Annotated in this window: 27 protein-coding genes; 14 read left to right on the top strand and 13 right to left on the bottom strand. The window is 55.7% G+C overall.

Going from position 1 to position 25,823, the window contains the following annotated elements; translation table 11 throughout:
* Positions 1-297, top strand: a 297-nt coding sequence (locus tag NIM72_RS21460; RefSeq protein WP_253421979.1) for a hypothetical protein, incomplete at its 5' end; no start/stop codon positions are given.
* A gap of 76 nt (positions 298-373) precedes the next feature.
* On the opposite strand, the gene aldA is transcribed toward NIM72_RS21460, so the two are convergent.
* Positions 374-1,810, bottom strand: coding sequence for an aldehyde dehydrogenase (gene aldA, locus NIM72_RS21455; RefSeq protein ID WP_253421976.1), 1,437 nt, complete (start codon positions 1,808-1,810; stop codon positions 374-376).
* A 196-nt stretch (positions 1,811-2,006) separates the two neighbouring features.
* On the opposite strand from aldA, the gene NIM72_RS21450 reads away from it, so the two are divergent.
* Complete coding sequence (locus NIM72_RS21450; protein ID WP_098050469.1) at positions 2,007-2,273, top strand: DksA/TraR family C4-type zinc finger protein; 267 nt, start codon at positions 2,007-2,009, stop codon at positions 2,271-2,273.
* A 3-nt stretch (positions 2,274-2,276) separates the two neighbouring features.
* On the opposite strand, the gene NIM72_RS21445 is transcribed toward NIM72_RS21450, so the two are convergent.
* Positions 2,277-2,375: a YoaK family small membrane protein gene (locus NIM72_RS21445; RefSeq protein WP_008925225.1), complete on the bottom strand. Its 99-nt coding sequence runs from the start codon at positions 2,373-2,375 to the stop codon at positions 2,277-2,279.
* 43 nt (positions 2,376-2,418) lie between these two features.
* Positions 2,419-2,742: a hypothetical protein gene (locus NIM72_RS21440; RefSeq protein WP_013357928.1), complete on the bottom strand. Its 324-nt coding sequence runs from the start codon at positions 2,740-2,742 to the stop codon at positions 2,419-2,421.
* Between the two features lie 358 nt (positions 2,743-3,100).
* Between NIM72_RS21440 and rhaT the strand changes: the two genes are divergently transcribed.
* Positions 3,101-4,135, top strand: a complete 1,035-nt coding sequence (gene rhaT / locus NIM72_RS21435; RefSeq protein WP_222924000.1) for an L-rhamnose/proton symporter RhaT — start codon at positions 3,101-3,103, stop codon at positions 4,133-4,135.
* A gap of 531 nt (positions 4,136-4,666) precedes the next feature.
* Here the strand turns inward: rhaT and rhaR are convergent.
* Together rhaR and rhaS are read right to left on the bottom strand one after the other, a co-directional pair.
* Complete coding sequence (gene rhaR / locus NIM72_RS21430; protein ID WP_161735872.1) at positions 4,667-5,533, bottom strand: HTH-type transcriptional activator RhaR; 867 nt, start codon at positions 5,531-5,533, stop codon at positions 4,667-4,669.
* An 11-nt stretch (positions 5,534-5,544) separates the two neighbouring features.
* Entirely contained in the window at positions 5,545-6,366 is an 822-nt protein-coding gene (gene rhaS, locus NIM72_RS21425) for an HTH-type transcriptional activator RhaS (protein ID WP_150010171.1), read from the bottom strand.
* Positions 6,367-6,657: 291 nt separating this feature from the next.
* Between rhaS and rhaB the strand changes: the two genes are divergently transcribed.
* Genes rhaB through rhaM form a run of 4 tightly spaced genes read left to right on the top strand, consistent with a single transcriptional unit; the run spans position 6,658 to position 10,536 of the window.
* On the top strand, positions 6,658-8,130 hold the full coding sequence (rhaB, locus tag NIM72_RS21420; RefSeq protein WP_253421973.1) for a rhamnulokinase: 1,473 nt from the start codon (positions 6,658-6,660) through the stop codon (positions 8,128-8,130).
* Entirely contained in the window at positions 8,123-9,379 is a 1,257-nt protein-coding gene (locus NIM72_RS21415; RefSeq protein WP_253421971.1) for an L-rhamnose isomerase, read from the top strand. Before rhaB ends, NIM72_RS21415 begins: the two co-directional genes overlap by 8 nt.
* Before the next feature lie 10 nt (positions 9,380-9,389).
* Complete coding sequence (gene rhaD / locus NIM72_RS21410; protein WP_253421968.1) at positions 9,390-10,232, top strand: rhamnulose-1-phosphate aldolase; 843 nt, start codon at positions 9,390-9,392, stop codon at positions 10,230-10,232.
* Positions 10,222-10,536 (top strand): L-rhamnose mutarotase, encoded by a 315-nt coding sequence (rhaM, locus tag NIM72_RS21405; RefSeq protein WP_161735880.1) that lies wholly within the window; start codon positions 10,222-10,224, stop codon positions 10,534-10,536. Before rhaD ends, rhaM begins: the two co-directional genes overlap by 11 nt.
* A 34-nt stretch (positions 10,537-10,570) precedes the next feature.
* On the opposite strand, the gene NIM72_RS21400 is transcribed toward rhaM, so the two are convergent.
* Entirely contained in the window at positions 10,571-11,221 is a 651-nt protein-coding gene (locus tag NIM72_RS21400; protein ID WP_222924005.1) for a TetR/AcrR family transcriptional regulator, read from the bottom strand.
* Between the two features lie 308 nt (positions 11,222-11,529).
* On the opposite strand from NIM72_RS21400, the gene NIM72_RS21395 reads away from it, so the two are divergent.
* Positions 11,530-11,787: a DUF1471 domain-containing protein gene (locus NIM72_RS21395; protein WP_253421967.1), complete on the top strand. Its 258-nt coding sequence runs from the start codon at positions 11,530-11,532 to the stop codon at positions 11,785-11,787.
* A gap of 36 nt (positions 11,788-11,823) precedes the next feature.
* Complete coding sequence (locus NIM72_RS21390) at positions 11,824-12,081, top strand: YdgH/BhsA/McbA-like domain containing protein (RefSeq protein WP_090960886.1); 258 nt, start codon at positions 11,824-11,826, stop codon at positions 12,079-12,081.
* Between the two features lie 78 nt (positions 12,082-12,159).
* Here NIM72_RS21390 and NIM72_RS21385 read toward each other — a convergent pair whose 3' ends face one another.
* From NIM72_RS21385 to NIM72_RS21375, 3 genes are all read right to left on the bottom strand, one after another.
* The gene (locus tag NIM72_RS21385) at positions 12,160-13,344 is read right to left on the bottom strand and encodes a sugar transporter (protein ID WP_161735885.1); all 1,185 of its coding nucleotides are present in this window, start codon (positions 13,342-13,344) and stop codon (positions 12,160-12,162) included.
* Between the two features lie 286 nt (positions 13,345-13,630).
* On the bottom strand, positions 13,631-13,891 hold the full coding sequence (locus NIM72_RS21380) for a hypothetical protein (protein ID WP_253421966.1): 261 nt from the start codon (positions 13,889-13,891) through the stop codon (positions 13,631-13,633).
* 168 nt (positions 13,892-14,059) lie between these two features.
* On the bottom strand, positions 14,060-15,310 hold the full coding sequence (locus NIM72_RS21375; RefSeq protein WP_222924008.1) for an MFS transporter: 1,251 nt from the start codon (positions 15,308-15,310) through the stop codon (positions 14,060-14,062).
* A gap of 95 nt (positions 15,311-15,405) precedes the next feature.
* On the opposite strand from NIM72_RS21375, the gene NIM72_RS21370 reads away from it, so the two are divergent.
* The 4 genes from NIM72_RS21370 to NIM72_RS21355 all read left to right on the top strand — a co-directional run bounded on the left by NIM72_RS21370 (position 15,406) and on the right by NIM72_RS21355 (position 20,016).
* A complete protein-coding gene (locus tag NIM72_RS21370; protein ID WP_161735890.1) occupies positions 15,406-16,299 on the top strand; it encodes a LysR family transcriptional regulator in 894 nt (297 codons plus the stop codon).
* A 130-nt stretch (positions 16,300-16,429) separates the two neighbouring features.
* Positions 16,430-17,647, top strand: a complete 1,218-nt coding sequence (locus tag NIM72_RS21365) for an ROK family transcriptional regulator (RefSeq protein WP_161735892.1) — start codon at positions 16,430-16,432, stop codon at positions 17,645-17,647.
* A 113-nt stretch (positions 17,648-17,760) separates the two neighbouring features.
* A complete protein-coding gene (bioD, locus tag NIM72_RS21360) occupies positions 17,761-18,459 on the top strand; it encodes a dethiobiotin synthase (RefSeq protein ID WP_253421965.1) in 699 nt (232 codons plus the stop codon).
* A gap of 180 nt (positions 18,460-18,639) precedes the next feature.
* Entirely contained in the window at positions 18,640-20,016 is a 1,377-nt protein-coding gene (locus NIM72_RS21355; protein WP_222924010.1) for a nucleobase:cation symporter-2 family protein, read from the top strand.
* A gap of 498 nt (positions 20,017-20,514) precedes the next feature.
* Here the strand turns inward: NIM72_RS21355 and osmV are convergent, their stop codons facing one another.
* From osmV to NIM72_RS21335, 4 genes are read right to left on the bottom strand one after another with little or no spacing between them, the layout of a single operon-like run.
* Positions 20,515-21,651 carry an osmoprotectant ABC transporter ATP-binding protein OsmV gene (gene osmV, locus NIM72_RS21350; RefSeq protein ID WP_222924011.1) on the bottom strand — a complete coding sequence of 379 codons (1,137 nt, stop codon included), beginning with the start codon at positions 21,649-21,651 and terminating at the stop codon, positions 20,515-20,517.
* Entirely contained in the window at positions 21,651-22,298 is a 648-nt protein-coding gene (osmW, locus tag NIM72_RS21345) for an osmoprotectant ABC transporter permease OsmW (protein WP_010244802.1), read from the bottom strand. The genes osmV and osmW overlap by 1 nt, the downstream gene beginning before the upstream one ends.
* Before the next feature lie 9 nt (positions 22,299-22,307).
* Complete coding sequence (locus tag NIM72_RS21340) at positions 22,308-23,219, bottom strand: glycine betaine ABC transporter substrate-binding protein (RefSeq protein ID WP_253421964.1); 912 nt, start codon at positions 23,217-23,219, stop codon at positions 22,308-22,310.
* 17 nt (positions 23,220-23,236) lie between these two features.
* Entirely contained in the window at positions 23,237-23,953 is a 717-nt protein-coding gene (locus tag NIM72_RS21335; RefSeq protein WP_222924012.1) for an ABC transporter permease, read from the bottom strand.
* Between the two features lie 392 nt (positions 23,954-24,345).
* Between NIM72_RS21335 and NIM72_RS21330 the strand changes: the two genes are divergently transcribed.
* On the top strand, positions 24,346-25,812 hold the full coding sequence (locus NIM72_RS21330; RefSeq protein ID WP_161735902.1) for an MDR family MFS transporter: 1,467 nt from the start codon (positions 24,346-24,348) through the stop codon (positions 25,810-25,812).
* The last annotated feature ends 11 nt before the right edge of the window (positions 25,813-25,823 follow it).

Here is a 25,823-nt window from a genome sequence, read left to right as displayed (position 1 = left end):
CCCGGCGTTTTTAGTACGCACCTCATCCCTGAGGTGCGCCCGTTGCCGGGCCAACGCGTTGCGTTGTTCAAAAACGCTCCCGGCGTTTTTAGTACGCACCTCATTCCTGAAGTGCGCCCGTACCCGGGCCAACGCGTTGCGTTGTTCAAAAACGCTTCCGGCGTTTTTAGTACGCACCTCATCCCTGAGGTGCGCCCGTTGCCGGGCCAGCGCGTTGCGTTGTTCAAAAACGCTCCCGGCGTTTTTGTCCGTGGCGGGGAACACTTTCCTGCTCTGACCGTGTTCCCTGCGCGTTGAGCCTATAGGGTGCTGCCACACTCACACTGATTCAGTCTTGTCATGACTCTGTCAGGTCTGAAAATCGAGCCTGCGCTTAACTGAATTGCAGATAGGCAACATGGGTCTGCAGATACTCCTCCAGACCATGTTTTCCATCGGCTCCGCCGACACCCGACTTACGCCATCCGGCGTGAAAGCCCTGCATCGCCTCAAAGTTCTCACGATTAACATAGGTTTCGCCAAACTTAAGTTTTCGCAGCGCAATCAGGGTGGTATTGAGGTTCTGCGTATAAATTGAGGAGGTCAGTCCGTACTCGCAGTCGTTGGCCAGCGCAATTGCCTCATCCAGCGTTTTAAAGGTCATTACCGGCAGCACCGGACCAAAAATCTCCTCCTGCATAATCGCCATCTCCTGACGGACATCGGTCAGCAGCGTGGGCTGGAAGAAAAAGCCTCGCTCTCCGGCACGCTTGCCGCCCAGTACTACTTTTGCGCCTGCGGCAACGGCGTCTGCCACTTTCTGCTCGACCCGATTCCGTGCGGCAGCATTAATCAGCGGTCCCATATCGATATCACTGCGTTCGGCGGGATCGCCAAACGTCACCTGCTGAAATGCGGTAGTCAGTGCGCTGATAAAACGATCGTAAATACCTTCCTGCACATAGACGCGCTCCACGCAGTTACAGACCTGGCCGCTGTTGATAACTCGTGAGCTGATAATAGATCGCACCGCGAGATCCAGGTCGGCATCCTCCATCACGATGGCGGGCGCTTTGCCGCCCAGTTCCAGCGACACTTTGGTCACATTTTTAGCTGCGGCTTCCATGGTGGCGATACCTGCGCCGACGCTGCCCGTCAGGCTCACCAGCCCGACCTTAGGATTTGCCGCCAGTTCCTGTCCCACTTCCGGTCCCAGACCATAGACAATGTTGATGACGCCAGTGGGCAGACCCAGCGTCTGGATAATGTCGGCAAACAGTGCGGCATTGTTCGGCGTCAGCTCGCTGGGTTTAATCACAATCGTGTTGCCCGTGATCAGGGCTGGCGCCGCTTTGCGGGCGATCAGGAAAAAGGGAAAGTTCCACGGTAAAATCCCGGTGGTGACGCCAATCGCTTTTTTAAACAGGAAGATGTTTTCGTTGGGGCGGTCGCTGTTGATGATCTCGCCTTCATAACGGCGGGCCCACTCCGCCATGTAATCGAGGTAGTCGGCGGTAAACAGCACTTCCGTCCTGGCCAGTCCCTGGGTTTTGCCGCCTTCCGCCACGATGGTTGCCGTCAGTTCAGGCTCGCGGTTGCGGATGGCGCCGGCGATTTTGTGCAGCCAGACGCCGCGCTCTGCCGCAGGCAGCGCTTCCCACGCCGGCTGAGCGGCTTCGGCGGCATTGATCGCAAGGCTGGCATCCTGACGGGTGCCCTGAGGTATGCGTGACAGCAACGCTTCAGTGGCCGGATTGGTGACTTCAATCCACTGGTCACCCTGATGGGCGACAAACTCGCCATTAATGTAATGTTGATGATGTGTTGTCATTCGCTTAGCTCTCCGCTATCGATACGTTGCAGTAATGTGATAGCAGGGTGAAACAGATCGCTAAACGTGACCTTTAGCTTATTGCCAGCCTGGTGGTCCGGATGGCAGCCAATCACAGATATCGGTGAGTTCTGCGGCAAAAACGTCAATCTGTTGTAGATTTAAAGGAGTGAAATCGTGAAAAAGGGGTTAAATCATGGCAAGCGGATGGGCGGCAGAAGGCGCAGTACAGGAACAGATTGATAGCACCGTTAACGACGGGATTGAGCGGGTCAGACAATCGCTCGGGCAGGGCGAAAGCGCCACCGAATGTGAACTCTGCGGCGAACCGATTCCCGAAGCGCGCCGTCAGGCACTCAAAGGGGTGCATTACTGCGTGGCGTGTCAGGAAAAAATCGACAAACAGCAGCAGACCAGCAGCTTATATAACCGTCGGGGCAGTAAAGACAGTCAGCTGCGCTAACTCTCAGGAGCCTGGCATCGCCAGGCCGCTGCCAATAAACCACGCCAGAAAGCCCACGCCCGCCACGATGATGGCGATCGGAAACAGAATTCCAATTCTCATATTCAACCTGCTGCAAACAGCGATTTCAGGGAGCGCGATCTTATCATGAGATCTGGAGGACTGCGCGGTGGGTTTTCAGCAGGGTGAAAAGCTGGAACTGCGTTGCCTCGTTCTCCTCACGCAGCACCTCGCCTTTTTTATAAATAATATGATGTACATGGCCGAGCTGACGCCAGACCACAATCGCCGAGGCGATAAGGGCGCAATGTTGCTCCGCCTGCACACACTCAATGGTGGCATAGTGCGTTTCATCCAGACCATTCACAAACACCTTTATCGCATCTGCAGGTAATATCGCCCGGAGATCATCCAGCATCACCCGGCTGACTGACTGCGAAAGAAACAGTGTTAACCACTTCGTTGTCATCCCAATCCCTGATCCAATCAATTTGCCCCAGTTTATACGACCTTCTCTGCGGTAAAGAAGGCTTCTTTGCCCTTTTGCCACCATACCAGTTTAAATGGCAGTCAGTTTAAAAGTGTGCTGCGCCACACAGCAAAATGATAAAAAAGTCAGAATAATAAGATACTTAACATATTCATTGTCCGGTTATCTGACAACGTTGAAATTGTGATCCTTAACGTTGATAACGGGTAAATATTGCCACTTCGCTGCGGCTTCCGGCATTTATCCAAAGGCTGAGGAATTCCTGCAAAACGTAGACTGCATGCTGAACGGAAGCTGACAGGTTTCCGACAGGCCTCAACCTAACCGGGGAATAACAATGAACAGCGCCATTATTGCAGGTATATTCTGGCATTTTGTCGGTGCTGCCAGCGCCGCATGTTTTTACGCGCCTTTTAAACAGGTGAAAAGATGGTCATGGGAAACCATGTGGTCAATTGGTGGCCTGATGTCGTGGCTGATCCTGCCGTGGGCGGTGAGTGCCATTTTACTGCCAGACTTTATGACCTATTACAGCAGTTTCACGCTGTCGCAACTGACGCCGGTCTTTCTGTTTGGCGCGATGTGGGGCATTGGCAATATTAACTACGGCCTGACCATGCGTTACCTCGGCATGTCGATGGGAATCGGTATCGCAATTGGCATTACCCTGGTGGTCGGCACGCTGATGACGCCACTCCTGCAGGGCCGTTTTGGCGAACTGTTCGCCTCGGCGGGGGGCCGGTTAACCCTGCTGGGCGTGCTGGTGGCGCTGATTGGCGTTGGGATTGTGACACGTGCCGGGCTATTAAAGGAGCGGGCGCTGGGAATAAACGCCGAAGAGTTTAATCTCAGAAAAGGACTGCTGCTGGCGGTAATGTGCGGCATTTTCTCAGCGGGTATGTCCTTTGCGATGGATGCGGCGAAACCGATGCATCAGGCCGCCGCTAATCTGGGCATCGATCCGCTTTATGTGGCTTTACCCAGCTACGTCATCATCATGGGCGGCGGTGCACTGGTGAATCTGGCCTTCTGTTTCTGGCGGCTGGCCACCCGGCCTGAGCTGTCGGTACGTAAAGATTTCTCTGTCGGGAAGTCGCTGCTGATTGCCAATACCGCTTTTGCGGTGCTCGGCGGCACCATGTGGTATCTGCAGTTCTTCTTTTACGCCTGGGGCCACGCCAGAATCCCGGCGCAGTATGACTACGTCAGCTGGATGTTGCACATGAGCCTTTACGTTCTGTGTGGTGGCCTGGTGGGCCTGCTGATGAAAGAGTGGAAGTCAGCAGGGCGTCGCCCGGTGAGCGTGTTATCGATCGGTTGTGTGGTGATCATCATTGCCGCTAACATCGTCGGGCTGGGTATGGCGGCCTGATTGCGAAGAGTAATGCTGTCTTTATGCAGGAAGGGCCTGAATAACAGGCCCTTAGCGTTAGCAAAGATGCGGTCAGATCGTGCGCGCTCAGGGAACACGATCAGATCGGAAAGACGCAAAAGCCGCCATCCATGGCATGCTCTACCCGCACAATTACGCACCTCATCCCTGAGGTGCGCCCGTTACCGGGCCAACGCTCTGCGTTGTTCAAAAACGCTCCCGGCGTTTTTAATACGCACCTCATCCCTGAGGTGCGCCCGTTACCGGGCCAACGCTCTGCGTTGTTCAAAAACGCTCCCGGCGTTTTTAGTACGCACCTCATCCCTGAGGTGCACCCGTTACCGGGTCAACGCTCTGGGTTGTTCAAAAACGCTCCCGGCGTTTTTGTCCATGGTGCGGGACGCTTTCCTCTTCTGACCGTGTTCCCTGCGCTTTGTAGCATGTGCATTGCTGCTCATTCATTGCGGCAATCTCAGTGCGCTAAATTGTTTGCCGCAAGGGTGTTGAATGGGCCTCCAACACAGGCCCTTTTTATTCAGACTCGGCACTTTTCAAAACCTGCCGTGGCGCAATAAATCGCTGACGCCAGGCGCTGGGCGTTAAACCGGTATCACGGGTGAAGACCACCGAGAAATAGTTACTGTCATCAAAGCCGCAGCGGGCGGCAACCTCACTAATCAGGCAATCCTGAGTGCGCAGCAGATATTTTGCCTGGCAGAGCTGCAACTGGCGCAGGTAATGACCAATGGTCATTCCGGTCTGCTGACGAAAAAGCTGCCGCAGCGCCCGCTCACTGAGCTGATTCTGCTGACAAAATGCCGCCAGATCGAAGGGACGGGCAAGGGCACCCTGCAAGGCTGACATTAGCAGATCGAGCTGTTCCCCCTCCGGCAATGCCCAGGGGCGATCGGCAGCGTAACCATGGCGGCGCAGAATCAATGCCAGCTGTAAAAACAGTGCCTCAGAGAGCTGCACTGACAGCGGATCGCTTTTGCGGCTTTCACGCTCCAGCTGGCTGATAACACCACGGGCCAGTGACATGCCGCGCGTGGTCAGACGCCAGCAGCTGGGCGAGTCCGGTCCCTGTTGTGGCAGGAGCTGATTCCAGTCAAGGCTAAGGCCAAAGCGGTCACGGCAGTAGAGGATATTATCCAGCACCAGATTGTTGACGCTATCGTAGCTATGGCAGTCACTGTCGCGGATATAAAAAACATCGCCGCAGGTTATCAGCCAGGGACGATCATTGAGGACATGCAGGCCGTTACCGCGCCAGACAATCACGATTTCGCTGAATTCGTGTTGATGGGGCGGAAAGGAGGGTTGGGGCATCCTTTCGGCAACCGCCACCGGTAAACTGGCGGCGGGAAAATAGTCATCCCGACTGAGTATCAACGCCATACTTTGCTCCTTTACAACATCTGCTGGCGCTCCGCTCGCGGTGCGCAGCCAAATTCGCGCCTGAACAGGGTTGAGAAATGGTTACTGTCACCAAATCCACACTGGAAGGCGATATCGGTAATTCGCATATCACTGTGACGCAGCAGATGACGAGCCTGTAACAGCCGCAAACGGTTCAGATAGCGCTGCGGCGTACTGCCGGTTTGCTGTTTCATCTGCCGATGCAGGGTTCGCAGTGACAGGGAGAAGCGATCAGCCAGCTCCTCCCAGACAATCTCGTCACTGTAATGGTCGCCGAGCCAGTCGAGCAGGCGATGCAACCGTGCCTCCTGATCCTGACTCTGCCCGTCAATACAGGCTTCACGCAGCAGCACCAGCAACTGTAAAAAGAGCTGTTCCTGGTGCGCCTGTTTCTCCAGCGACCAGGTATCGTCCTGCTGCATTTTCGCTGTCACGCTCAGCGCCTGCGCCATTACTTTATGATTGATACGCCAGTGAGAGGTATATTGCCCGTCCTGATCGCAGGGCAACAAAGCCTGCAGCCCGGAGAGAAAGCGAAACGCGCCGGGACTGCGATAAAGCACATTGGTCAGGCAAAGATTGTCGGTCTGCTCATAGAGATGACGATCGTGATCGCGCACAAAGCAGACACAGCCCGCACATAGCGTCTGCGGCTGACCATTAAACACATGAATGCCGGAGCCTTGCTCCACCAGTACAATCTCATGAAAATCATGATGATGTTCCGGAAAAGCTGCCTGCGGTATGCGGGGTTCAATCGCTATCGCGTAATCGCCTTCGGGAAAAAAATCTGCACTGTGCAATATGGTCATCGTCGTCTCTCGCTGCTTAACAAAACCGTAACGCAGTCTAATCAGGACGCTGTTACCTTACCTTGAATTTTCAGCTGGACTCAGCAGGAATCATGCTGATTTTTCAAGAAATCCCTGGCAGTTAACAGATTTGCGGCAGGGGTCACATCGCCTCTGCTGCCATCTCTGTGATCTCTCTCACGAAGTTCTTTGCCCATCTGCCAGCCACTAACGCCTGTTGGCATTCTCGGGAAGGTGACGACCAGGCAAGATTTTTACTCTGTGACCACTTAATCACAGGGAAAAGTCGCCATGACCAGGAGAAACATTGTTGCTATCGATCTCGGCGCATCCAGCGGACGGGTTATGCTCGCCAGCTGGGATGCCGCGCAGCGCCAGCTGGCACTGCGTGAGGTCCGGCGCTTTAAAAATAAGCGCCAGCGTCGTGCCGGTTATGACTGCTGGGATCTGTCTATGCTGGAGCAGGAGATACGCGCCGGGCTGGCTCAGTTAGATGATGAAGGCATCGTCCCTGACAGTATCGGCATCGACACCTGGGGTGTTGATATGGTGCTGCTGGATGCAGAGGGTGAGCCGGTGGGTGAAGCGGTCAGCTATCGTGATGCGCGCACGCATGGCCTGATGGAGCAGGCGCAGCACGAGCTCAGCCGTAGCGCCATTTATGCCCGAACCGGCATTCAGTTTCTGCCGTTCAATACACTCTATCAGATGCGCGCTCTGCATCAGCAGCAGCCCGACTGGCAGGCCCGCGTGGCGCATGCGCTGATGATACCTGACTACCTGCATTATCGCCTGACCGGTAATCTCAACTGGGAATACACCAACGCGACCACCACGCAAATGCTCAATATTCACAGCGGTGAGTGGGATCGCGATTTGCTCGCCTGGGCGGGCGTTGATGCGCGATGGTTTGGCCAGCCGCAGGCACCAGGCAATACCGTCGGTCACTGGATCAATCGCGCAGGCACGGCGGTTCCGGTGATCGCCGTCGCCACTCACGACACGGCCAGCGCAGTTCTTGCAACGCCGCGGATGCAGGACGACGCCGCCTATCTTAGCTCGGGTACCTGGTCGCTGATGGGCTTCGAAAGTCTGCAGCCCTATGCCTGCGATACTGCACTGCGCGCCAACATCACCAACGAAGGCGGCGCAGAGGGGTATCGCGTACTGAAAAACATCATGGGGCTGTGGCTGTTGCAGCGAATCTGCAGCGAACTGCAGATTGACGATCTCAGCATGCTGATTGAAGAGACAGCCCGTCAGCCCGCCTGTGTTTCACTCATCAGTCCCAATGATGCGCGTTTCATCAATCCAGACAGCATGGTCAATGAGATTCAGAACGCCTGCGCAGAGCAGGGCATGCCGGTGCCACAATCTGCCGCTGCGCTGGCTCGCTGCATATTTGATAGCCTGGCGCTGCTCTACCGTGAAGTAATCCAGGAGCTGGCTCAGTTGCGCGGCAAGCCTTTCAGCCAGTTGCACGTGGTGGGAGGCGGCAGCCAGAACCGCTTTCTTAATCAGCTCTGCGCCGATGCCTGCCAGATCCCGGTCCTGGCAGGCCCGGTTGAAGCCTCCACGCTGGGTAACGTTGGTTGCCAGCTGATTGCACTGGGCGAGCTGACCGATGTGGCTGATTTCCGCTGCAGCGTCATTAACAACTTCCCACTCGAAAAATTCGAACCGCAAACACACAGCGTCTTCAGTGCCAGTCAGGCACGCTTCGCGACGCTGAGTCAACCCGCTAAGGAACCCGCTTATGACTAAGCAGATTGAACAGGCTTTTGAACTGGCTAAACAACGCTACGCTGAAAATGGGGTTGATGTTGAGCAGGCCATCCGCCAGCTGGATCGCATTCCGGTCTCCATGCACTGCTGGCAGGGTGATGATGTCCGGGGATTTGAGAACCCCCAGGGCGCACTGACCGGCGGCATTCAGGCGACCGGTAACTACCCAGGACGGGCACGGAATGCCAGTGAACTACGCAGTGATATCGACAAGGCTATGTCGCTGATTCCTGGCGCTAAACGCCTGAACCTGCACGCTATCTACCTTGAAAGCGACAAGCCGGTGGACAGGGATGCCATTGAACCTGCCCATTTTGCCAATTGGGTCGCCTGGGCCAAAGAGAATAAGCTGGGCCTCGATTTTAACCCAAGCTGCTTCTCGCATCCAAAGAGCGCTGATGGCTTTACGCTATCGCACAGTGATAAAACCGTCCGTCAGTTCTGGATCGACCACTGCAAAGCGAGTCGCCGCATCTCCGCTTCATTTGGTGAGCAGCTTGGCACCCCCTCAATGATGAATATCTGGGTGCCGGACGGTATGAAAGATATCACCGTGGATCGGCTTGCCCCGCGTGAGCGCCTGATGAGTGCGCTGGATGAAATCATCTCAGAAAAAATCAACCCGCATCATCATATCGATGCGGTTGAGAGCAAGCTGTTTGGCATAGGCGCTGAGAGCTACACCGTAGGTTCTAATGAGTTTTATCTTGGCTATGCCGCCAGTCGCCAGACGGCGCTGTGCCTGGATGCAGGACATTTCCATCCCACTGAAGTGATTTCCGACAAAATTTCCGCCGCCATGCTCTATGTGCCGCGCCTGCTGCTGCACGTCAGCCGTCCGGTGCGCTGGGATAGCGACCATGTTGTGCTGCTGGATGATGAGACCCAGGCTATCGCCAGTGAGATTGTCCGTCACCAGCTGTTCGACAAAGTGCATATCGGCCTCGACTTCTTCGACGCCTCAATTAACCGTATTGCCGCCTGGGTTATCGGCACCCGTAATACCAAAAAAGCGCTGCTGCGTGCCTTACTGGAGCCAACCGACCGCTTACGGCAGGCCGAGAACAGCGGCGATTACACCGCGCGGCTTACCCTGCTGGAAGAGCAAAAATCACTGCCATGGCAGGCGGTCTGGGAAGCGTGGTGCCTGCGCCATGACGTCCCGGCTGATGCCAGCTGGTTAGGCGATGTCCGTCATTATGAACAACAGATCTTGAGCCAACGTTAAGGATTTTATTATGCAAAGCATTCTTTCTTCCGGATTTGTTAAGGGAATGGTCAAAGCGACCAGCGACATGTGGCTCAAGGGCTGGGACGAACGTAACGGCGGTAACGTCAGCCTCCGTCTGCTGGAGGAGGAGGTTAAGCCCTTCGCCACCGATTTCTATAAGGAGCCGCGTTGCATTGAGCTGACACAGCCAGCGCCAGTGCTGGCGAATGACTGGTTTCTGGTAACCGGGTCAGGTAAATTCATGCGCAACGTCCAGCTGGATCCGGCGGATTGTCTGGCACTGCTGCAGGTGGATGACAAGGGACTTTCCTATAAAATTCACTGGGGCCTGTCGAATGGCGGTTTGCCCACCTCTGAGCTGGCATCACACTTTCAGTCTCATGCGGTACGTAAAGCCGTCAGCAAAGGCGCAGATCGGGTGATAATGCACTGCCATGCGACCAACTTTATGGCTCTGAGTTACGTGGTTGAGATGGACTCTGCACGCTTTACCCGTTTGCTGTGGGAAGGCAGTACCGAATGTCTGGTGGTCTTCCCGGATGGCGTGGGTGTGCTGCCATGGATGGTTCCTGGCACCGATGAAATCGGCACTGCGACTGCCGGACAGATGCAGTCTCACACCCTGGTGATGTGGCCATTCCACGGCGTCTTTGGCACAGGCCCGACACTCGATGAAACCTTTGGTCTGATTGATACGGCGGAAAAATCGTCAGAAGTGATCGTCAAAGTGCTTTCAATGGGCGGAATTCGCCAGAGCATCACCACCGAACAGCTGATTGCCTTGGGTGAGCGCTTTGGCGTGAAGCCGTGGCAACCGGCGCTGGATGTGGGGCCAGCCAATGCTGCGTAAAGCCTTTGTGATGCAGGTGAATGCCGACTGTCATGCAGAGTATGAGCGTCGTCACTCCCCAATCTGGCCTGAACTGGCTGAGACGCTGAAAGCACACGGCGCGCATAACTATGCCATCTGGCTGGACGCAGAGCGGAGTCTGCTGTTCGCCAGCGTTGAGATTGAATCTGAAGCACGCTGGGAAGCGGTGGCAAAAACCGAGGTGTGTCAGCGCTGGTGGGCATCAATGAAAGATGTGATGCCGTCTAATGCGGATAACAGCCCGATCAGTCAGTCATTGAAACCAGTGTTCTTTCTGGAATAAAGCAGGGAAAGGGCGGCATCGCCGCCCTGATACTCTAACGCTTAGCCTGACACAAGCCGGTCAGCGTTGGCCACATGGCCATCAGCGTATCAATAATACCCTCAAGATCGTCACGCTCTGCGCCTTCGCGCGCGCGCACTGACATGCCCTGCAGCATACAACTCAGATAACGTGACAGCGCCGGAATATTTACTGCCGCACTCAGTTCGCCACGTCGCTGGCGCGCCAGCAAAAAATCACTCAGCACATGCTCCTGCGACTGATGTTGCTGTTGTAGCATGGCGGCAATCTCTGCCGACGCCGCCGACAGGGCAGTTGAGGTGCAGATAAAGAAGCACCCACCGGGAGAGTCACGTTCGGTAAAACAGGCAGCAGTAGAGCGGAAATAGGCTTCAATGGCCCGATCCACCGGTAACTGATCATCGCCTAATGCCGCTTTACGCCATGCGCTGAACTTCTCTACATAACGCTCCATCGCTGCGCGAAATAATCCCTCTTTATTCACAAATTCTGCGTAGAGGGTTGGCGCTTTTGCGCCGGTTGCGGCGACCAGATCGGCGAGAGAGGTTCCCTCGTAACCGTGCGTCCAGAACAGGGTCAGAGCTTTATCAAGCGCGGCTTCGCGATCGAACACTTTGGGTCGGCCGCGGCATTTTTTTACATCGCAATCCTGAACCTGACTCATACACCCTCTCAGACAGTAAAACATCTTATTAAATTACCGATCATTATAAAAATGTGCAAGGTCCATTAAAAACGTCACCCACAAGCGTTGTCATTTTGTGCGTCGGCGCAATCTTACCGCCCCTATGGTTAAGTCAGAAAAGGGGCTGAAGCCCATAATCACGCCACATCACGAATAAAATAACGCTCATTAAATAAATATTGACGACGAATCGGATCAGAGTCTATCATTTATTTAACGTTCGTTAATTAAACGACGACAACTTGACTCAGACCATCCGAATTCAAATACCGAATAGAGAGAATTTTATGAAAACCATCAAAACTATTTTGGCAGCACTGCTACTGACTACCCTGACCTTTGGCGCTTATGCCGCTGATCTCGTGACCAGTGAGCCGTCTAATCAGCAGCCAGTAGGCACCATCTCAGTACAAGGCGGCACCAACCTGACTTCCCTTGAATCACAGCTGAGTGCCAAAGCTGATGAAGCCGGTGCGAAATCATTCCGCATCACCTCAACCAGCGGCCAGAATAAACTGCACGGCACGGCTGTGATTTATCAGTAATTTGGTTTCAACAGATGAAGTGAGAAGGGGTTCGTTATGAAACGTATCAATATGATGGTCGCGGCGGCGGTGCTAAGTGGCCTCTCCTTTGCCAGCGTGGCGGCCCAACAGGTAAGCAGCACCCCGCTGGATCAGCAAAAAATCGGTGTCATCAGCGCAACGGGCAGCACGAATCTGACCTCGCTGGAGCAGCAGCTGTCAGAGAAGGCCAGCGATGTCGGCGCAAAGTCTTTCCGCATCACTTCGACCTCTGGCAGCAACAACCTGCATGGCACAGCCGTTCTTTATAAGTAACAGGCGCTATAAATAATCATAAAAAGGCTTCAGATAAACCTACTTATCTGAAGCCTTTTTTATTTAGTACCGCGCTGATTATCCGTTACTGCGTAACTGCGGATAGCGTCGGAAAATATAAACACACCACAGCAACGCCACCAGACCAATCATCCCGCCGACATTCCCCACTTCAGCCATGCCCAGATGGAGACTGACCTGGTTACCCAGCAGCGCGCCCGCGCCAATACCAATATTGTAGATACCGGACATCAGCGACATTGCAACATCCGTGGCATCTGGTGCCAGCGAGAGTACCCGCACCTGCATACCCAGCCCGATCATCATCATCGCCACTCCCCAGACAACGCACAGCGTGGAGATAGCTGCAGGGCGGACGGCGGCAAAGATCAGCAGGCCCATGCAAAGGGTGATCAGCGCAATGGCTGCAATCAGCAGGGCGGAAGGAAATTTGTTACCCAGCGTACTGAAGAGCAGGCTGCCGATAATGCCCGCTGAACCAAACAGCAGCAGCAGCAGGGTTGTGAAATTGCCGCTGGCGTGCGCGACGGTCTGCATAAATGGCTCGATATAGCTGTAGGCGGTGTAATGCGCGGTCACCACCAGCGTCACCAGCAGATACATGCTGACCAGCGCCGGACGGCGAAACAGCATCGGGACGCTGCTCAGCGAACCGGTATGCTCACTCGGCAAGCGTGGCAGAATACGTACCAGCATGATCATCAGCACCAGAGCCGAAAGCCCAATTGCGCCGAAAGTGGTGCGCCAGCCAAGATACTGTCCCACTACGCGGCCAATCGGCACGCCCAGCACCATCGCCAGCGCGGTACCGGTCGCCAGCATACTCAGCGCCTGGGTTTTTTTACCCGCCGGGGCAACACGAATCGCCAGCGAGGCGGTGATCGACCAGAACACCGCATGAGACAGGGCGATGCCGACGCGCGATACCATCAGCGACCGGAAATCCCAGGCGACGGTCGAAAGTATGTGGCTGACGATAAAAATCAGGAACAACACGCCCAGTAGCAGCCGTCGCTCAATGTTGCGGGTCAGCAGCATCAGCGGCAGTGAAAGCAGTGCGACTACCCAGGCGTAGATGGTCAGCATGATCCCGACATCAGCCGTCTGCATTGAAAAGTCAGCAGCGATATCGGACAACAGGCCAACCGGCACGAACTCGGTGGTATTGAAGACAAATGCGGCGATGGCCAGCAATACCACGCGTAGCCAGGCAGTTTTACGTGAAACAGTTGTTGGTTGCATGAGGAGTCAAGTCAGTCAGTACAGCGAAATCGGATGTGGCAGAAACATCCAGTGAAAGTGACCTGCGTCACAAATTACTGACCATTGTAGTGAATAAAGCGGGAAGCGAAACCTTATAAATGCCTTTTATTGCTGATTTTTAATTATCTCCCTGTCACAGGGCGATAGCCTGAGGTTATCAGGAGCGAAGAGGTGCAATCATCATTCAGAGCAGCGGGTTACCCTCAGGCAGGATGTCATGGAACAGCACAGCGGGAAGCGTTTCACCTCTGGGCTGTCCGTTTGATTAACGCGATGGCGTAGTATGTTTCAGGGCCACACTAAGCTGACTGGCCTGCGGGTCGCTGTGATTAAGCGGACAGCAGTTTTCGCAGCCGATGGCTCCCGCATAATATTTTTTTGCCTGCAGAATGGCGGCATTCACATGATAAAAACTGCCCAGAAACAGTCGGTTATCCATGTCAGGAAGATGGGGGCAGCCCGCGGCATGAACAACATGATTATCGTTATATCCCGATTGTTTATTAACGTAGTAGTAGAGAGCCACAGGCGGTCCTTGTTGCCGTGTTAAAAGGCAAAGCAGATGAATTATTACAATAAAAAGGATTATAGCGGGAAAAGCACGTTTTGTTTGTTATGGATCTGAAGGGAATGTTCAGCATGATAAGCTGCCAGGCCCGCTGGAGAGGTCGGAGCCTGGCTCGGGAGAAAACGGTCAGAGTCTTTTACTATGCAGACGCGAGGCAACCAGCAGCGCCAGGATCAGCAGAACGCTGATAAACAGCGTGATTCCGCTCCAGCCAAAATTATGCCAGAACAGACCGCCCAGCGTGCCCGCCACGCTGGAACCCACGTAGTAACTGAACAGATAGAGCGAGGAAGCCTGCCCACGCGCCCGGCGTGCACGGGGACCAATCCAGCCGCTGGCGACCGCATGAGCGGCAAAAAAACCGGCGGTGAACAGCATCATTCCAGGCAGAATCAGCCAGAGCGAGTTAAAGGCAGTGACCAGCAAACCCAGCAGCATGATGGCTGTTGCGCCCAGCATCACCGGCCCGCGTCCCAGACGACTGGTCAGCGCACCCGCTTTAGGTGAACTCCATGAGCCGGTGAGATAGACCACTGATAACAGACCCACCACGGCCTGGCTGAGATGCCAGGGCGCATCCAGTAAACGGTAGCCAATATAGTTAAACAGGGTGACGAAGGCACCCATCAGCAGAAAGCCTTCGGCAAACAGCCAGGGCAGGCCCGGATCGCGCCAGTGCAGCCGGAAGTTAATCAGCAGATTACGTGGACGCAGCGTGATGGGGCGGAAATGACGCGATGCAGGCAGGATCTTCCAGAACATCAGCGCTGAGGCCAGCGAAAAACAGCCAATCACCGCCACGGCGATGCGCCAGGAGAAGAGGTCGGTCAGGACACCGCTTAACAGACGCCCGCTCATCCCGCCAATTGAGTTACCGCTGATATACAACCCCATTGAAAAGGCGACGACCCGCGCATCCATCTCCTCGCTAAGATAGGTCATACCGACCGCCGCAACACCGCTGAGCGACAGTCCCATCAGCGCCCGCATAATCAGAATGCCGTGCCAGCTGGTCATGGTGGCGGAGATCAGCGTGCAGATGGCCGCCAGCATCAGAGCGGTCACCATTACCGATTTGCGCCCGATAGCATCAGAGAGCGGCCCGGTCACCAGCAGACCCAGCGCCATCAGGCCGGTAGAGATAGAGAGCGACAGGCTGCTGGTCGCCGGAGAAACACCAAACTGCTGTGACAGCACCGGCAGAATCGGCTGCACGCAGTAGAGCAGGGCAAACGTCGCCAGCCCCGCAGAGAAAAGCGCCAGCGTGACGCGCATAAAAGCGGGTGTTCCCCGCCGGATATGACCTGCTGCGGCAACGGACTCCTGCGGTTCAGCCACCGCTTTCTCATCCACTGTGGCCTGTATTGAGCGACTCACACATCTTCCTCTCAGTCTGAAAACCTGTCGTCAGCTTAGGAAAGTGGCATTATGTTGTCTAATATATTAATAATCTCAAATAAGACGTTTAAAATATGAATATCGAACTGCGTCATCTGCGCTACTTCATTGCGGTGGCGGAAGAGCTCCATTTCGGGCGGGCAGCCCAGCGTCTGAATATTTCCCAACCGCCGCTCAGCCAGCAGATTATTCAGCTGGAGGCGGAGACCGGCGCAAGGCTGTTTACCCGTAACAACCGCAGCGTGCAGCTGACCGCCGCCGGCCATCAGTTGCTGAGCGATGCCCGGGCGATACTGTTGCAAGTTGAGCAGGCTGCCGATCGCGCTTCCCGGTTACATCGTGGCGAAGAGGGAGAGCTGCGGATCGGCTTTACCTCATCGGCTCCGTTTACCGCCGTGGTTTCTGATGCGCTGTTCCAGTTTCGTCAGCGCTGGCCGCAGGTGCATATTCAGATGCAGGAGATCAACACTCGCCAGCAGCTGGCACCGTTACATGACGGACGGCTCGATCTCGGCGTGATGCGCAACACGCCGCTGCCCGCCGACCTGCGTCATCAGCTGCTACTGAGCGAGCCGCTCTATGCCGTGGTGCACAAGGCGCATCTGCTGGCTGAGGCTGAAAAGATCTCTGTGACGGCGCTGGCGGCTGAACCCTTTGTCTTTTTCGATCCTCAGGGCGGAACCGCGCTCTATAGCGATATTCTGGCATTGCTGCACCGCTACCACATCAAGCCTTACATCACCCAGGAAGTGGGTGAGGCGATGACCATCCTGGGGCTGGTGGCAACCGGTTTAGGCGTTTCCATTCTGCCCGCCTCCTTTCGCCGGGCACGGCTGGCCGATTTGGTCTGGCTGCCCTTAACGGAAGAGGATGCGATTTCAGAACTCTGGCTGGTCTGGTCAGCCGGACGCGAAATAAATGCGCAGATGGAGAATATGATGGCGTTGCTGCGTGAAAACCACGCCTGAAGCGAGCGTGACACAGCATCAATCTGTGCGATAAATCACATTTCTAATCAAATATTTGACGCTGTCGCCTGATCTGCCTCACCATGGCGCATGTTTATTTAGAAGCGCGAAAATAACCGGGAGCAGGGTTGTGAATCCGGACAGTCAACCTGGCCACATTGACCAGATCAAGCAGACTAATGCAGGTGTCGTATATCGATTAATTGACCGTTACGGTCCCATTTCGCGTATCGAACTTTCCCGCCGTGCCCAGCTTGCTCCGGCCAGCATAACCAAAATTGTGCGCGAGATGCTGGATGCGCATCTGGTGCAGGAGACTGAGTTTCAGGATCCCGGCAGCCGTGGCCGTCCGGCCATTGGCCTGATACTGGATACCGACGCCTGGCACTATCTGGCGATTCGTCTGCATCGCGGTGCCATGACCTTTACGTTGCGCGATCTCAGCAGCCGTGAGCTGGCAGAAGAGAGTCTCCCTCTGCCGGATGAAGCTGCTCAGCCCTTACTGACCTCGCTGATTGACCAGGTCGATGCTTTCTTTATTCGTCATCAGAAGAAGCTGGAGCGTCTCACGGCCATCGCCATTACGCTGCCGGGGCTGATCAACGCGGCATCAGGCGTGGTGCATCGGCTGCCGGGTTATCAGGTACGCGATATGCCGCTGGGCGATGCGCTGGCGGCGCGAACCGGCTTACCGGTGTTTGTGCAGCATGACATTTCAGCCTGGACGCTGGCGGAGTCGCTGTTTGGTGCTTCCCGGGGCGCGCAGGATGTGATTCAGATTGTGATTGATGAAACCGTGGGGGCTGGCGTCATCAGTGGCGGTCAGCTACTGCATAAAAGTGGCCGGGCGCTGGTTGAGATTGGCCATACTCAGATCGACCCTTATGGCCAGCAGTGCTATTGCGGGAATCATGGCTGTCTGGAGACGGTAGCCAGCACCGGCAGTTTGCTGGCGCTGGCGGCGCAGCGTCTGCCTGCCCAGCCTGACAGTCTGCTCAATAACCAGCCGCTGACGCTGACTTCACTGTGTGCGGCCGCGCAGTCGGGTGATCGTCTGGCGCGTGACACCATTGCCAGCGTCGGGCATCACGTTGGGCGGATCCTGGCAATGATGGTCAACATTTTTAATCCACAACATATTCTTATCGGTTCTCCTCTCAATGCCGCCGCTGATGTGCTGTTTCCCGCAGTGCGCAACACTATTCTGCAGCAGTCACTGCCTGCCTACAGTGCTGGTATTCAGCTGGCACCTACTGAATTCAGCGAGCCTGGAACGCTGGGCGGAGCCGCGTTGATCAAAGATGCGCTCTACAACGGACACCTGTTAGTGAAACTGTTGCAAGGTTAAGCAGGCCTGAACTTGCGCTAACGCAATCTGTTCTCATCCTCCATTCCTTAAAATGCCGGTTCGCAGCAAGGTTAATCACCGATTAACCGCAACGGTTCGAGAGGAGAAGTTGAGTGAACAGACTATTTGTTACCGGCACCGACACCGCAGTAGGCAAAACGGTAGTGTCCCGCGCGCTGTTACAAAGTTTTATCGAGACCGGACAGAGTGCTGTGGGCTTCAAGCCCGTCGCGCGCTGTGCTGTCAAAACCGCGGATGGCCTGCGTAACAAAGATGCACAGGTTCTGCAAAGCGCGTCGTCAATCGACCTGGCATACCAGGCGATCAATCCGCTGGCTTTCCAGGAAGAGGAGATCTGCACCCATCCGGTGCAGATTATCGATTACGGATTGCTGACCCGGGGATTAACCAGCCTGACGCAGCAGGCCGATCGGGTGGTTGTTGAGGGCACAGGTGGCTGGCGCAGCCTGATGAACGACGGACGTCCGCTCTCCTGCTGGGTCGTTGAGCAGCAATTGCCGGTGGTACTGGTGGTCGGCATCCAGTCGGGCTGTATCAGTCACGCCCTGTTAACCGCAGAAGCGATAGCGCAGGATGGACTGCCACTGGTGGGCTGGGTGGCCAATCGCATCAATCCGGGACTGGCGCAGTACAGCGACATTATTGAGATTCTGCGTGAAAAAATTAGTGCGCCGCTACTCGGCGAGCTGCCTTATCTGCCGCGTGCAGAACAGCGTGATCTGACCTCTTACATCGATATTTCTCTGCTGGAGCAGAACAATCTGCACGCTGTGAGTGCAAAGATCGCCTGATTATGAAACAAACTAAGTCATCTGAGTCGGCAATGAGCCTAAAGTTTCAGGCTTGTTGTCGGCTGTCTTTAACTATTTCCATTTAGAATTGAAAGACCTGGATCGGATATCGCGAAACCCTGACGTCATGGCGCAGAAAATGCATTAACTCCGCTTATCACACTGAGCTGGAGCCCCATCATGTCGCACTCGCACGAGAAAGGTTTGTTATATGGGCTTGAAGCCCGCATTGGCCCCATCCCGGCGTTCTTTGCCGCGCTGCAACATCTGCTGGCCAGCGTGGTGGGCATTATCACACCCCCCCTGATTATTGGCTCGGTTCTGGGATTGCAGGCCTATATTCCTTATCTGATTAGCATGTCGCTGTTCGTCTCCGGCTTAGGCACGTTTATGCAGGCCAGACGTTTTTATGGCGTCGGGGCGGGCATGATCTGCCTGCAGGGTACCAGTTTCGCATTTCTGGGCGTGATTCTCTCCGGTGGCCTGATGGTAAAAGGGCGCGGCGGTTCGCCCGAAGAGATTATGGCGATGCTGTTTGGCTGCAACCTGGCGGCGGCGCTGATCCCGGTTCTGATCAGTCGCTGCGTCGGCACGCTGCGCAAAGTGCTGACACCAGTGGTAACCGGTACGGTAATAACCCTGATAGGCATCAGCCTGATAAAAGTCAGCATCACTGACTGGGCGGGTGGTCACAACGCCACAGATTTTGGCTCGCCGGGGAATCTGGCGCTGGGTGCGTTGACGCTGCTGGTGATCGTGGCGCTGAACCGCTCGCGTAACCGCTGGGCGCGACTGGTGGCGGTAGTGGCCGGCATCGCGGTGGGATGTATTGCAGCAGCCTTAACCGGTCATCTGCAACTCAGGGCCGCGCCGGAGAGCAGCTGGCTGGTGTTGCCTGCTTTCTTCCGGTTTGGTTTCGCCTTTGACTGGACCATTTTTCTGCCGATTGCGCTGGTGTCTGTGATTGCGGTGATTGAAGCGGTCGGGGATCTCACCGCTAACTGCCTGATTTCCCGGCAGCCAATCACTGGTAAACCTTTTCAGCAGCGGTTGCAGGGCGGCCTTGTTGCCGACGGCCTGAGCTGCGTGCTGGCTGCGGTCTTCTCCGCATTTCCAAACACCACCTTCGCGCAGAACAATGGCGTGATCCAGATGACCGGCGTCGCCAGTCGTTATGTCGGTATGCTTCTGGGGATTATGCTGGCGCTGCTGGGGCTCTTTCCCTATGTTGGGTCGCTGTTGCAGCAGATTCCGCCACCCGTACTGGGTGGAGCGACAGTGGTGATGTTTGGCAGTGTAGTCGCTGCCGGTATCCGGGTAATGACCCAGACGCCGCTGGGTCGCCGCGAGATGCTGATTGTCGCGATCTCATTCGGGATTGGTCTGGGGGTGGAAGCGGTGCCGGAGGTGCTGAAGCAGTTCCCGCCGCTGATTAACCATTTATTTGGTCACGCGGTGACAACCGGCGGCATTCTGGCGATTGTGCTCAATCTGGTCCTGCCAGACGAGGCACCTGCGGTGGCAGAGGTGGAGGCGGAAACGCTCACGGAGAGCTAAAAGCTAAAAAGCCGTTAAATGCAGAAGGGCCGATGTTGTCCTTACAGACAACGCAGTAATACAAAGCGATGGGAGCATACGCCAGTAGCAAAGCATAGCGGGCCAGGGATGGCGGGTTTTGCGTCTTTGCGGCGGGCGTATGCTCCCTGAGCCATTACCTGAAATACCAGAAAGAATGGTCCCATGTAGCCCGTAAACTGATTCGCTATAAGACCGAGTCTGCGAAGGGAACCGGGTCAGATCGGAAAGACGCAAAAGAGTCATCCCTGACTGCTCGACCCGCGCGATTACGCACCTCATCCATGAGGTGCGCCCGTAGCCGGGCCAACGCGTTGCGTTGTTCAAAAACGCTCCCGGCGTTTTTGTCCATGGCGCGGGACGCTTTCCTCTTCTGACCCGGTTCCCTGCGCATTAAACTTTTGTATTGCTGTCAGTTTCACCCGGATTAGGGTTTCTCTGCGATTGAAAGGGCCATGGCGGCCCTTTCGTCTGACTGCACTATGGATTCAGACGACGACGGGTACGACCCGAGCTGAGATAATCCGCGATATAATCCTGCGAAATTTCCCCGCTGTAGCGCCCCTCTTCATCAACAATCGGCATCCAGACCGTGTTGTGCTCATAGAGTTTCGACAACACCACTCGCAGGTTCTCTTCGGCTTTACCGGTCACCTTAAAGGTATGCAGCTTCTCTTCACAGCGGCCGCTAACGTTACGCGCCTCACGACGCTTCACGAAGCCCAGCGGTTTGCCATCCTCATCGACAACGGTAATCGACCGCATGTCGTTATCATCCATCATGCCAAAGGCTTCATCCAGCGGCGTCGAGCGGCGCACGGTGATGGTCGGCTGCTGATCGGTTACGTCACCCGCCTGCACCAGTAACAGACGCTTAAGCGTGCGGTCCTGACCGACAAACGAGCCAACGAAATCATTGGCTGGCGTCGCGAGCAGTTCATCCGGACTGGCGCATTGCACGATCCTGCCCTGACCAAATACCGCGATGCGATCGCCGAGTTTCAGCGCTTCATCGATGTCGTGACTCACCAGCATCACGGTTTTCTTAAGCTGACGCTGCATGTCGAGGAACTCGTTCTGAATCACTTCACGGTTAATCGGGTCGACAGCACCAAACGGCTCATCCATCAGCAATACCGGTGGATCCGCCGCCAGCGCACGAATGACGCCGATACGCTGCTGCTGACCGCCAGACATCTCACGCGGATAGCGGTGCAGGAACTTTTTAGGGTCCAGTGCCACCATGCTCATTAATTCCGTGGCGCGCTCATGACACTGCTTCTTATTCCAGCCCAGCATGCGTGGCACAACGGTAATGTTCTCTTCGATAGTCATGTTGGGAAACAGGCCAATCTGCTGGATCACATAGCCAATGTTGCGGCGCAGGGTGGTGGTGTCCTGAGTACTGGTATCTTCGCCATTGATCAGGATCCGACCACTGGTGGCCGGAATCAGACGGTTAATCATCTTCAGCGTGGTGGTTTTGCCGCAGCCTGATGGACCCAACAACACGCACATCTCACCGGCTGGCACATGCAGGCTGACGTTATCGACGGCTTTATTAGTCGTGCCGTTTTTCTGGGTAAAGGTTTTCGTCAGGTTTTCCAGCGTAATCATTATCGAATCCCCTTTGGAGTCAGCGCCTGCTGCAAACGGTGCAGCAGCCAGTCAAGAAAAATAGCCAGCAGACAGATCATCAATGCGCCGGCAATTAACATACGAATATCACTGCCACTGATACCATCCAGCAGCAGCTGGCCCAGACCGCCCGCGCCAATCACGGCGGCAATCGCCATCACGCCAACGTTCATCACCACAGCGGTTCGGATGCCACCAAAAATCACCGGTAGCGCCATCGGGATTTCAACCCAGCGCAGACGCTGCCAGAAGGTCATGCCAATGCCGCGACCCGCTTCACGCAGACCGTCCGGCAGATTCTCCAGTGCGGTGTGGGTATTACGCACAATCGGCAGCAGCGAGTAGAGGAACACGGCGGTAATGGCTGGCAGCGCACCGATGCCCTGACCGATCAGCGAAAACAGCGGGATCATCAGACCAAACAGCGCAATGGTCGGGATAGTCAGTACTACGGTAGCGATACCGAGAATCGGCGTTGCTAACCATCTGACGCGCACGATCAGAATGCCCAGCGGCACGCCAATCACAATGGCCAGACCGACCGCAACCAGCACCAGCCAGCTGTGCTGCCAGCTCAGAGTGAGCAGGGTGCTCCAGTTATCCATGATGTAGTGAAGGGTATCCACAGTGCCTCCTTACAGCATGTTTTTGGATTGAAGGAAATCACGTGCCACTTTTTCCGGTGACTGATGATCGATATCGACCCGCTTGTTCAGCTCGGTAATCGCCTCATTGGTGATCTGTGCAGAGAGCTGATTAAGGGCATTATCCAGCCCTGGATGACTCGCCAGCACATCCTGACGCACGACCGGCGTCACGTTGTAGCTCGGGAAGAAGTGTTTATCATCCTCCAGCACTTTCAGGTTAAAGCCCTTAACCCGGCCATCGGTGGTGTAGATCAGACCGGCATCCACAAATTCGTCGCGAATGGCGTTATAGACCAGGCCCGGATCCATCTGACGGATCTGCGGGCGATCCAGCGCCAGGTTATAAGTCTTCTGCAGCGGTTTCAGGCCGTCTGAACGACCTGCAAACTCCAGGTCCAGTCCCAGTCGCCAGTTGTGGTCCGGGTCAGACTGACGAACCTGTTCCACTTTCGCGACCAGCTGTGACATCGTAGTGATGCCCTCTTTTTTGGCCCGCTCCTGAGTCATGGCAAAGGCGTAGGTGTTGTTCATCGGTGCCGGGTTCAGCCAGACCAGCCCCAGTTTTCCGTCCAGTTTTTTCACCGTCTCATAGGCCTGTTGTGAAGACATCGGCTGGCTGATGTGGTTGAAGATAATCAGTGACGTACCGGTATATTCCCAGACCATATCAATCTGCTTATTCAGCAGCGCGTTACGGCCAATGGTGGTGGCGATATTACGTTTGGGCACCACCTCAAAGCCTTTTTTCTGTAGCCACAGCACCGTCATCGCTGACAGGATATGCTGTTCGGTAAAGCTCTTGGTCGCCATCACCAGCGGGGCCGCCGCCTGTGCCGTCTGGCTAAGCAGCAGCGTCGCGGTCAGCGCGACAGCGCTTTTCTTAATCCACTTCGTTAGCATTGCAAAGCTCCTTGTGGTCAGGCCGCAGCGTGCGGACTCAGAAAGCGGCCCAGCGCGGCCAGCATCATATCCAGAACCAGTGCCACCAGCGCAGTAGCAACGGCACCCAGAATCAGTGTCGGAAAGTCATTCAGATATATACCCGGGAAGATCAGCTCGCCAAAGCTGCTGGCACCAATCAGGAAGGCCAGTGGCGCGGTGCCGACATTGATGGCGGTGGCGATGCGCACGCCTGCCAGGATCACTGGCATCGCGTTAGGCAGTTCAACCTGACGCAGACGTTGCCATTTGGTCATGCCGATGCCGTTGGCGGCCTCAATCAGCGACGGAGGAACTGCGCTCAGACCGGAGAAGGTGTTGCGGACGATGGGCAGCAGCGACGCCAGAAACAGCGCAATCAGCGCCGGACGGTCGCCAATCCCGATGATAACCATCGCCAGTGCCAGTACCGCGAGCGGTGGCAGAGTGTTACCGACATTGAAAATCTGCATCACATACTCGGCCCAGCGACGCGCAAACGGGCGACTGAGCAGGATGCCGCTGGGAATACCGACCAGCAGAGCGAACAACATTGACCAGAAAACTAAGAAGAGGTGTTGCTGCCCGAGATAAAGCAGATCGACTTTACGTGCGACCAGCTGATCCCAGCCTAAGCCCCAGATCAGTACTGCGATCACCGCGACCACTGCAAGCAGTGCCAGACCGGCGCGTCGGGCCAGTGAAGCATTTTGCATAGGAGAATCTCCCTGATGACGATCTCAATTGTTATAACAACCATAAACAGCCCGACAGGTGCGACAAAAACTGCCGCCGCGCCCAAAACCGAAACTGCGATAAAATGTAGATAAAATGACTGTTTATCCACTCTTTTTCAGTAAATACCGAACAAGATGGGGTAATGCTATAGCAGGCCTTTTTTTCATAAGCCAGCTTTTAAGCCATCTATCAGGCAGATAGAAACAGGTTAAAAGTGTGTTAAAGCCGCGTAGCCGCTGGGCTAATGCGACAATAAAAAATATTTATCGACTTTAGGTGACACCGTCACAGATGGCGCAGAAGATGCGCACGCGCGGGAAACTGCTTTGGCTGTTTTTGAGCTAGCCTTGCAGATTAAAAAAGGAACCCTATGACTGAAAGCGCACAACTCCAGACCGGGCATCGCCACTGGATCTTAATTGCCTGCATGCTGGCAATGTTTATGGCGGCCATTGAAGTCACTATTGTGGCCACTGCGATGCCGACCATTATTGCTGACCTTGGCGGTTTTTCTCAGTTTGGCTGGGTCTTCTCAATCTATCTGCTGACTCAGGCGGTCAGCGTGCCGCTTTACGGGCGGCTGGCGGATATGGTGGGTCGGAAAACGATGTTATTTGTCGGCACCGCCATCTTCCTGGTGGGATCGGTGCTGTGTGGCTTTGCCCACACCATGACCTGGCTGATTCTTTTCCGGGCGTTTCAGGGCCTGGGAGCGGGCGCGATTATGCCGCTCAGCTCCACCATTGTGGCCGACATCTATTCACCGCGTGAACGCGCCAGCGTGCAGGGCTGGCTCTCCAGCGTGTGGGGTGTGGCGGCGATAGTCGGGCCATTGACCGGCGCCTGGCTGGTGCAGCACTTTAGCTGGTCGGTGATTTTCTGGGTCAATCTGCCGATAGGCCTGATCAGCATGCTGATGCTGGCGCGCTGGTTACCGGCGCACCAGAAGGAGGAGACAGCGAAGCCGCTGAATCTGGCGGGCAGCAGCTGGCTGATGCTCTGCGTGACCGCGTTGCTGATTGCGCTGTTGCAGGCCGAACAGCTTGGCGTCTGGCTGGTGCCGTTCCTGCTTTTCTCCCTGTTCGCGGGCTGGCAGCTTAAACGCCATGAGCAGCGTTCAGCGGCACCGCTGTTTCCGCTAATCATCTGGCGCAGCCGGCTTATTGTGGCGGGCAATGCGGGCAACCTGATTATCGGAGCGGCTATGATGGGCATCAGCGCGTTTCTGCCCACCTGGATTCAGGGGATACACGGCGGCTCACCGTTACAGGCGGGCAGTGTGCTGGCGATGATGTCAATTGGCTGGCCGCTGGCCAGCACGCTGAGCGGCAGGCTGATGCTCCACACGTCCTACCGTTTTACCGCCCAGCTCGGCGCGCTGTTGCTGGTCGCTGGCAGCGCCTTGCTGCTGTTCCTGCAGCCCGCCAGCTCCCTCTATCAGGCAGGCTTCACGGCGTTTCTGATTGGCACCGGCATGGGGATGACCAGTACCACCTTCCTGGTCTCTGTGCAGAACCAGGCGGACTACCAGATCCGCGGGATCTGTACCGCGTCTATCATGTTCAGCCGGATGATCGGGTCGGCGGTGGGGACGGCGATTATGGGCGCGGTGCTGAATCTCAATCTGCAGTGGCGACTACCGCAGGTGCAGGATCCGGTACAGCAGGTCATGTCTGAATCCAGTCGTCAGCAGTTACAGCCGGAAAACCTGCAGCAGATGGTGGCGGCGATAGCCGTCTCACTGCACTGGGTGTTCGTAGTCGCACTGGTCATTGCGCTGTTTGCGGTGGGGGTGGCATGGATGATGCCGCGTCAGCGGCCGGAACAGGCGGACTAGCTGGCAGGGCG

Source organism: Pantoea sp. B550 (assembly GCF_024158165.1).
GTDB classification, from domain to species: domain Bacteria; phylum Pseudomonadota; class Gammaproteobacteria; order Enterobacterales; family Enterobacteriaceae; genus Pantoea; species Pantoea alfalfae.
This window is presented reverse-complemented; position numbering and strand designations above follow the sequence as displayed.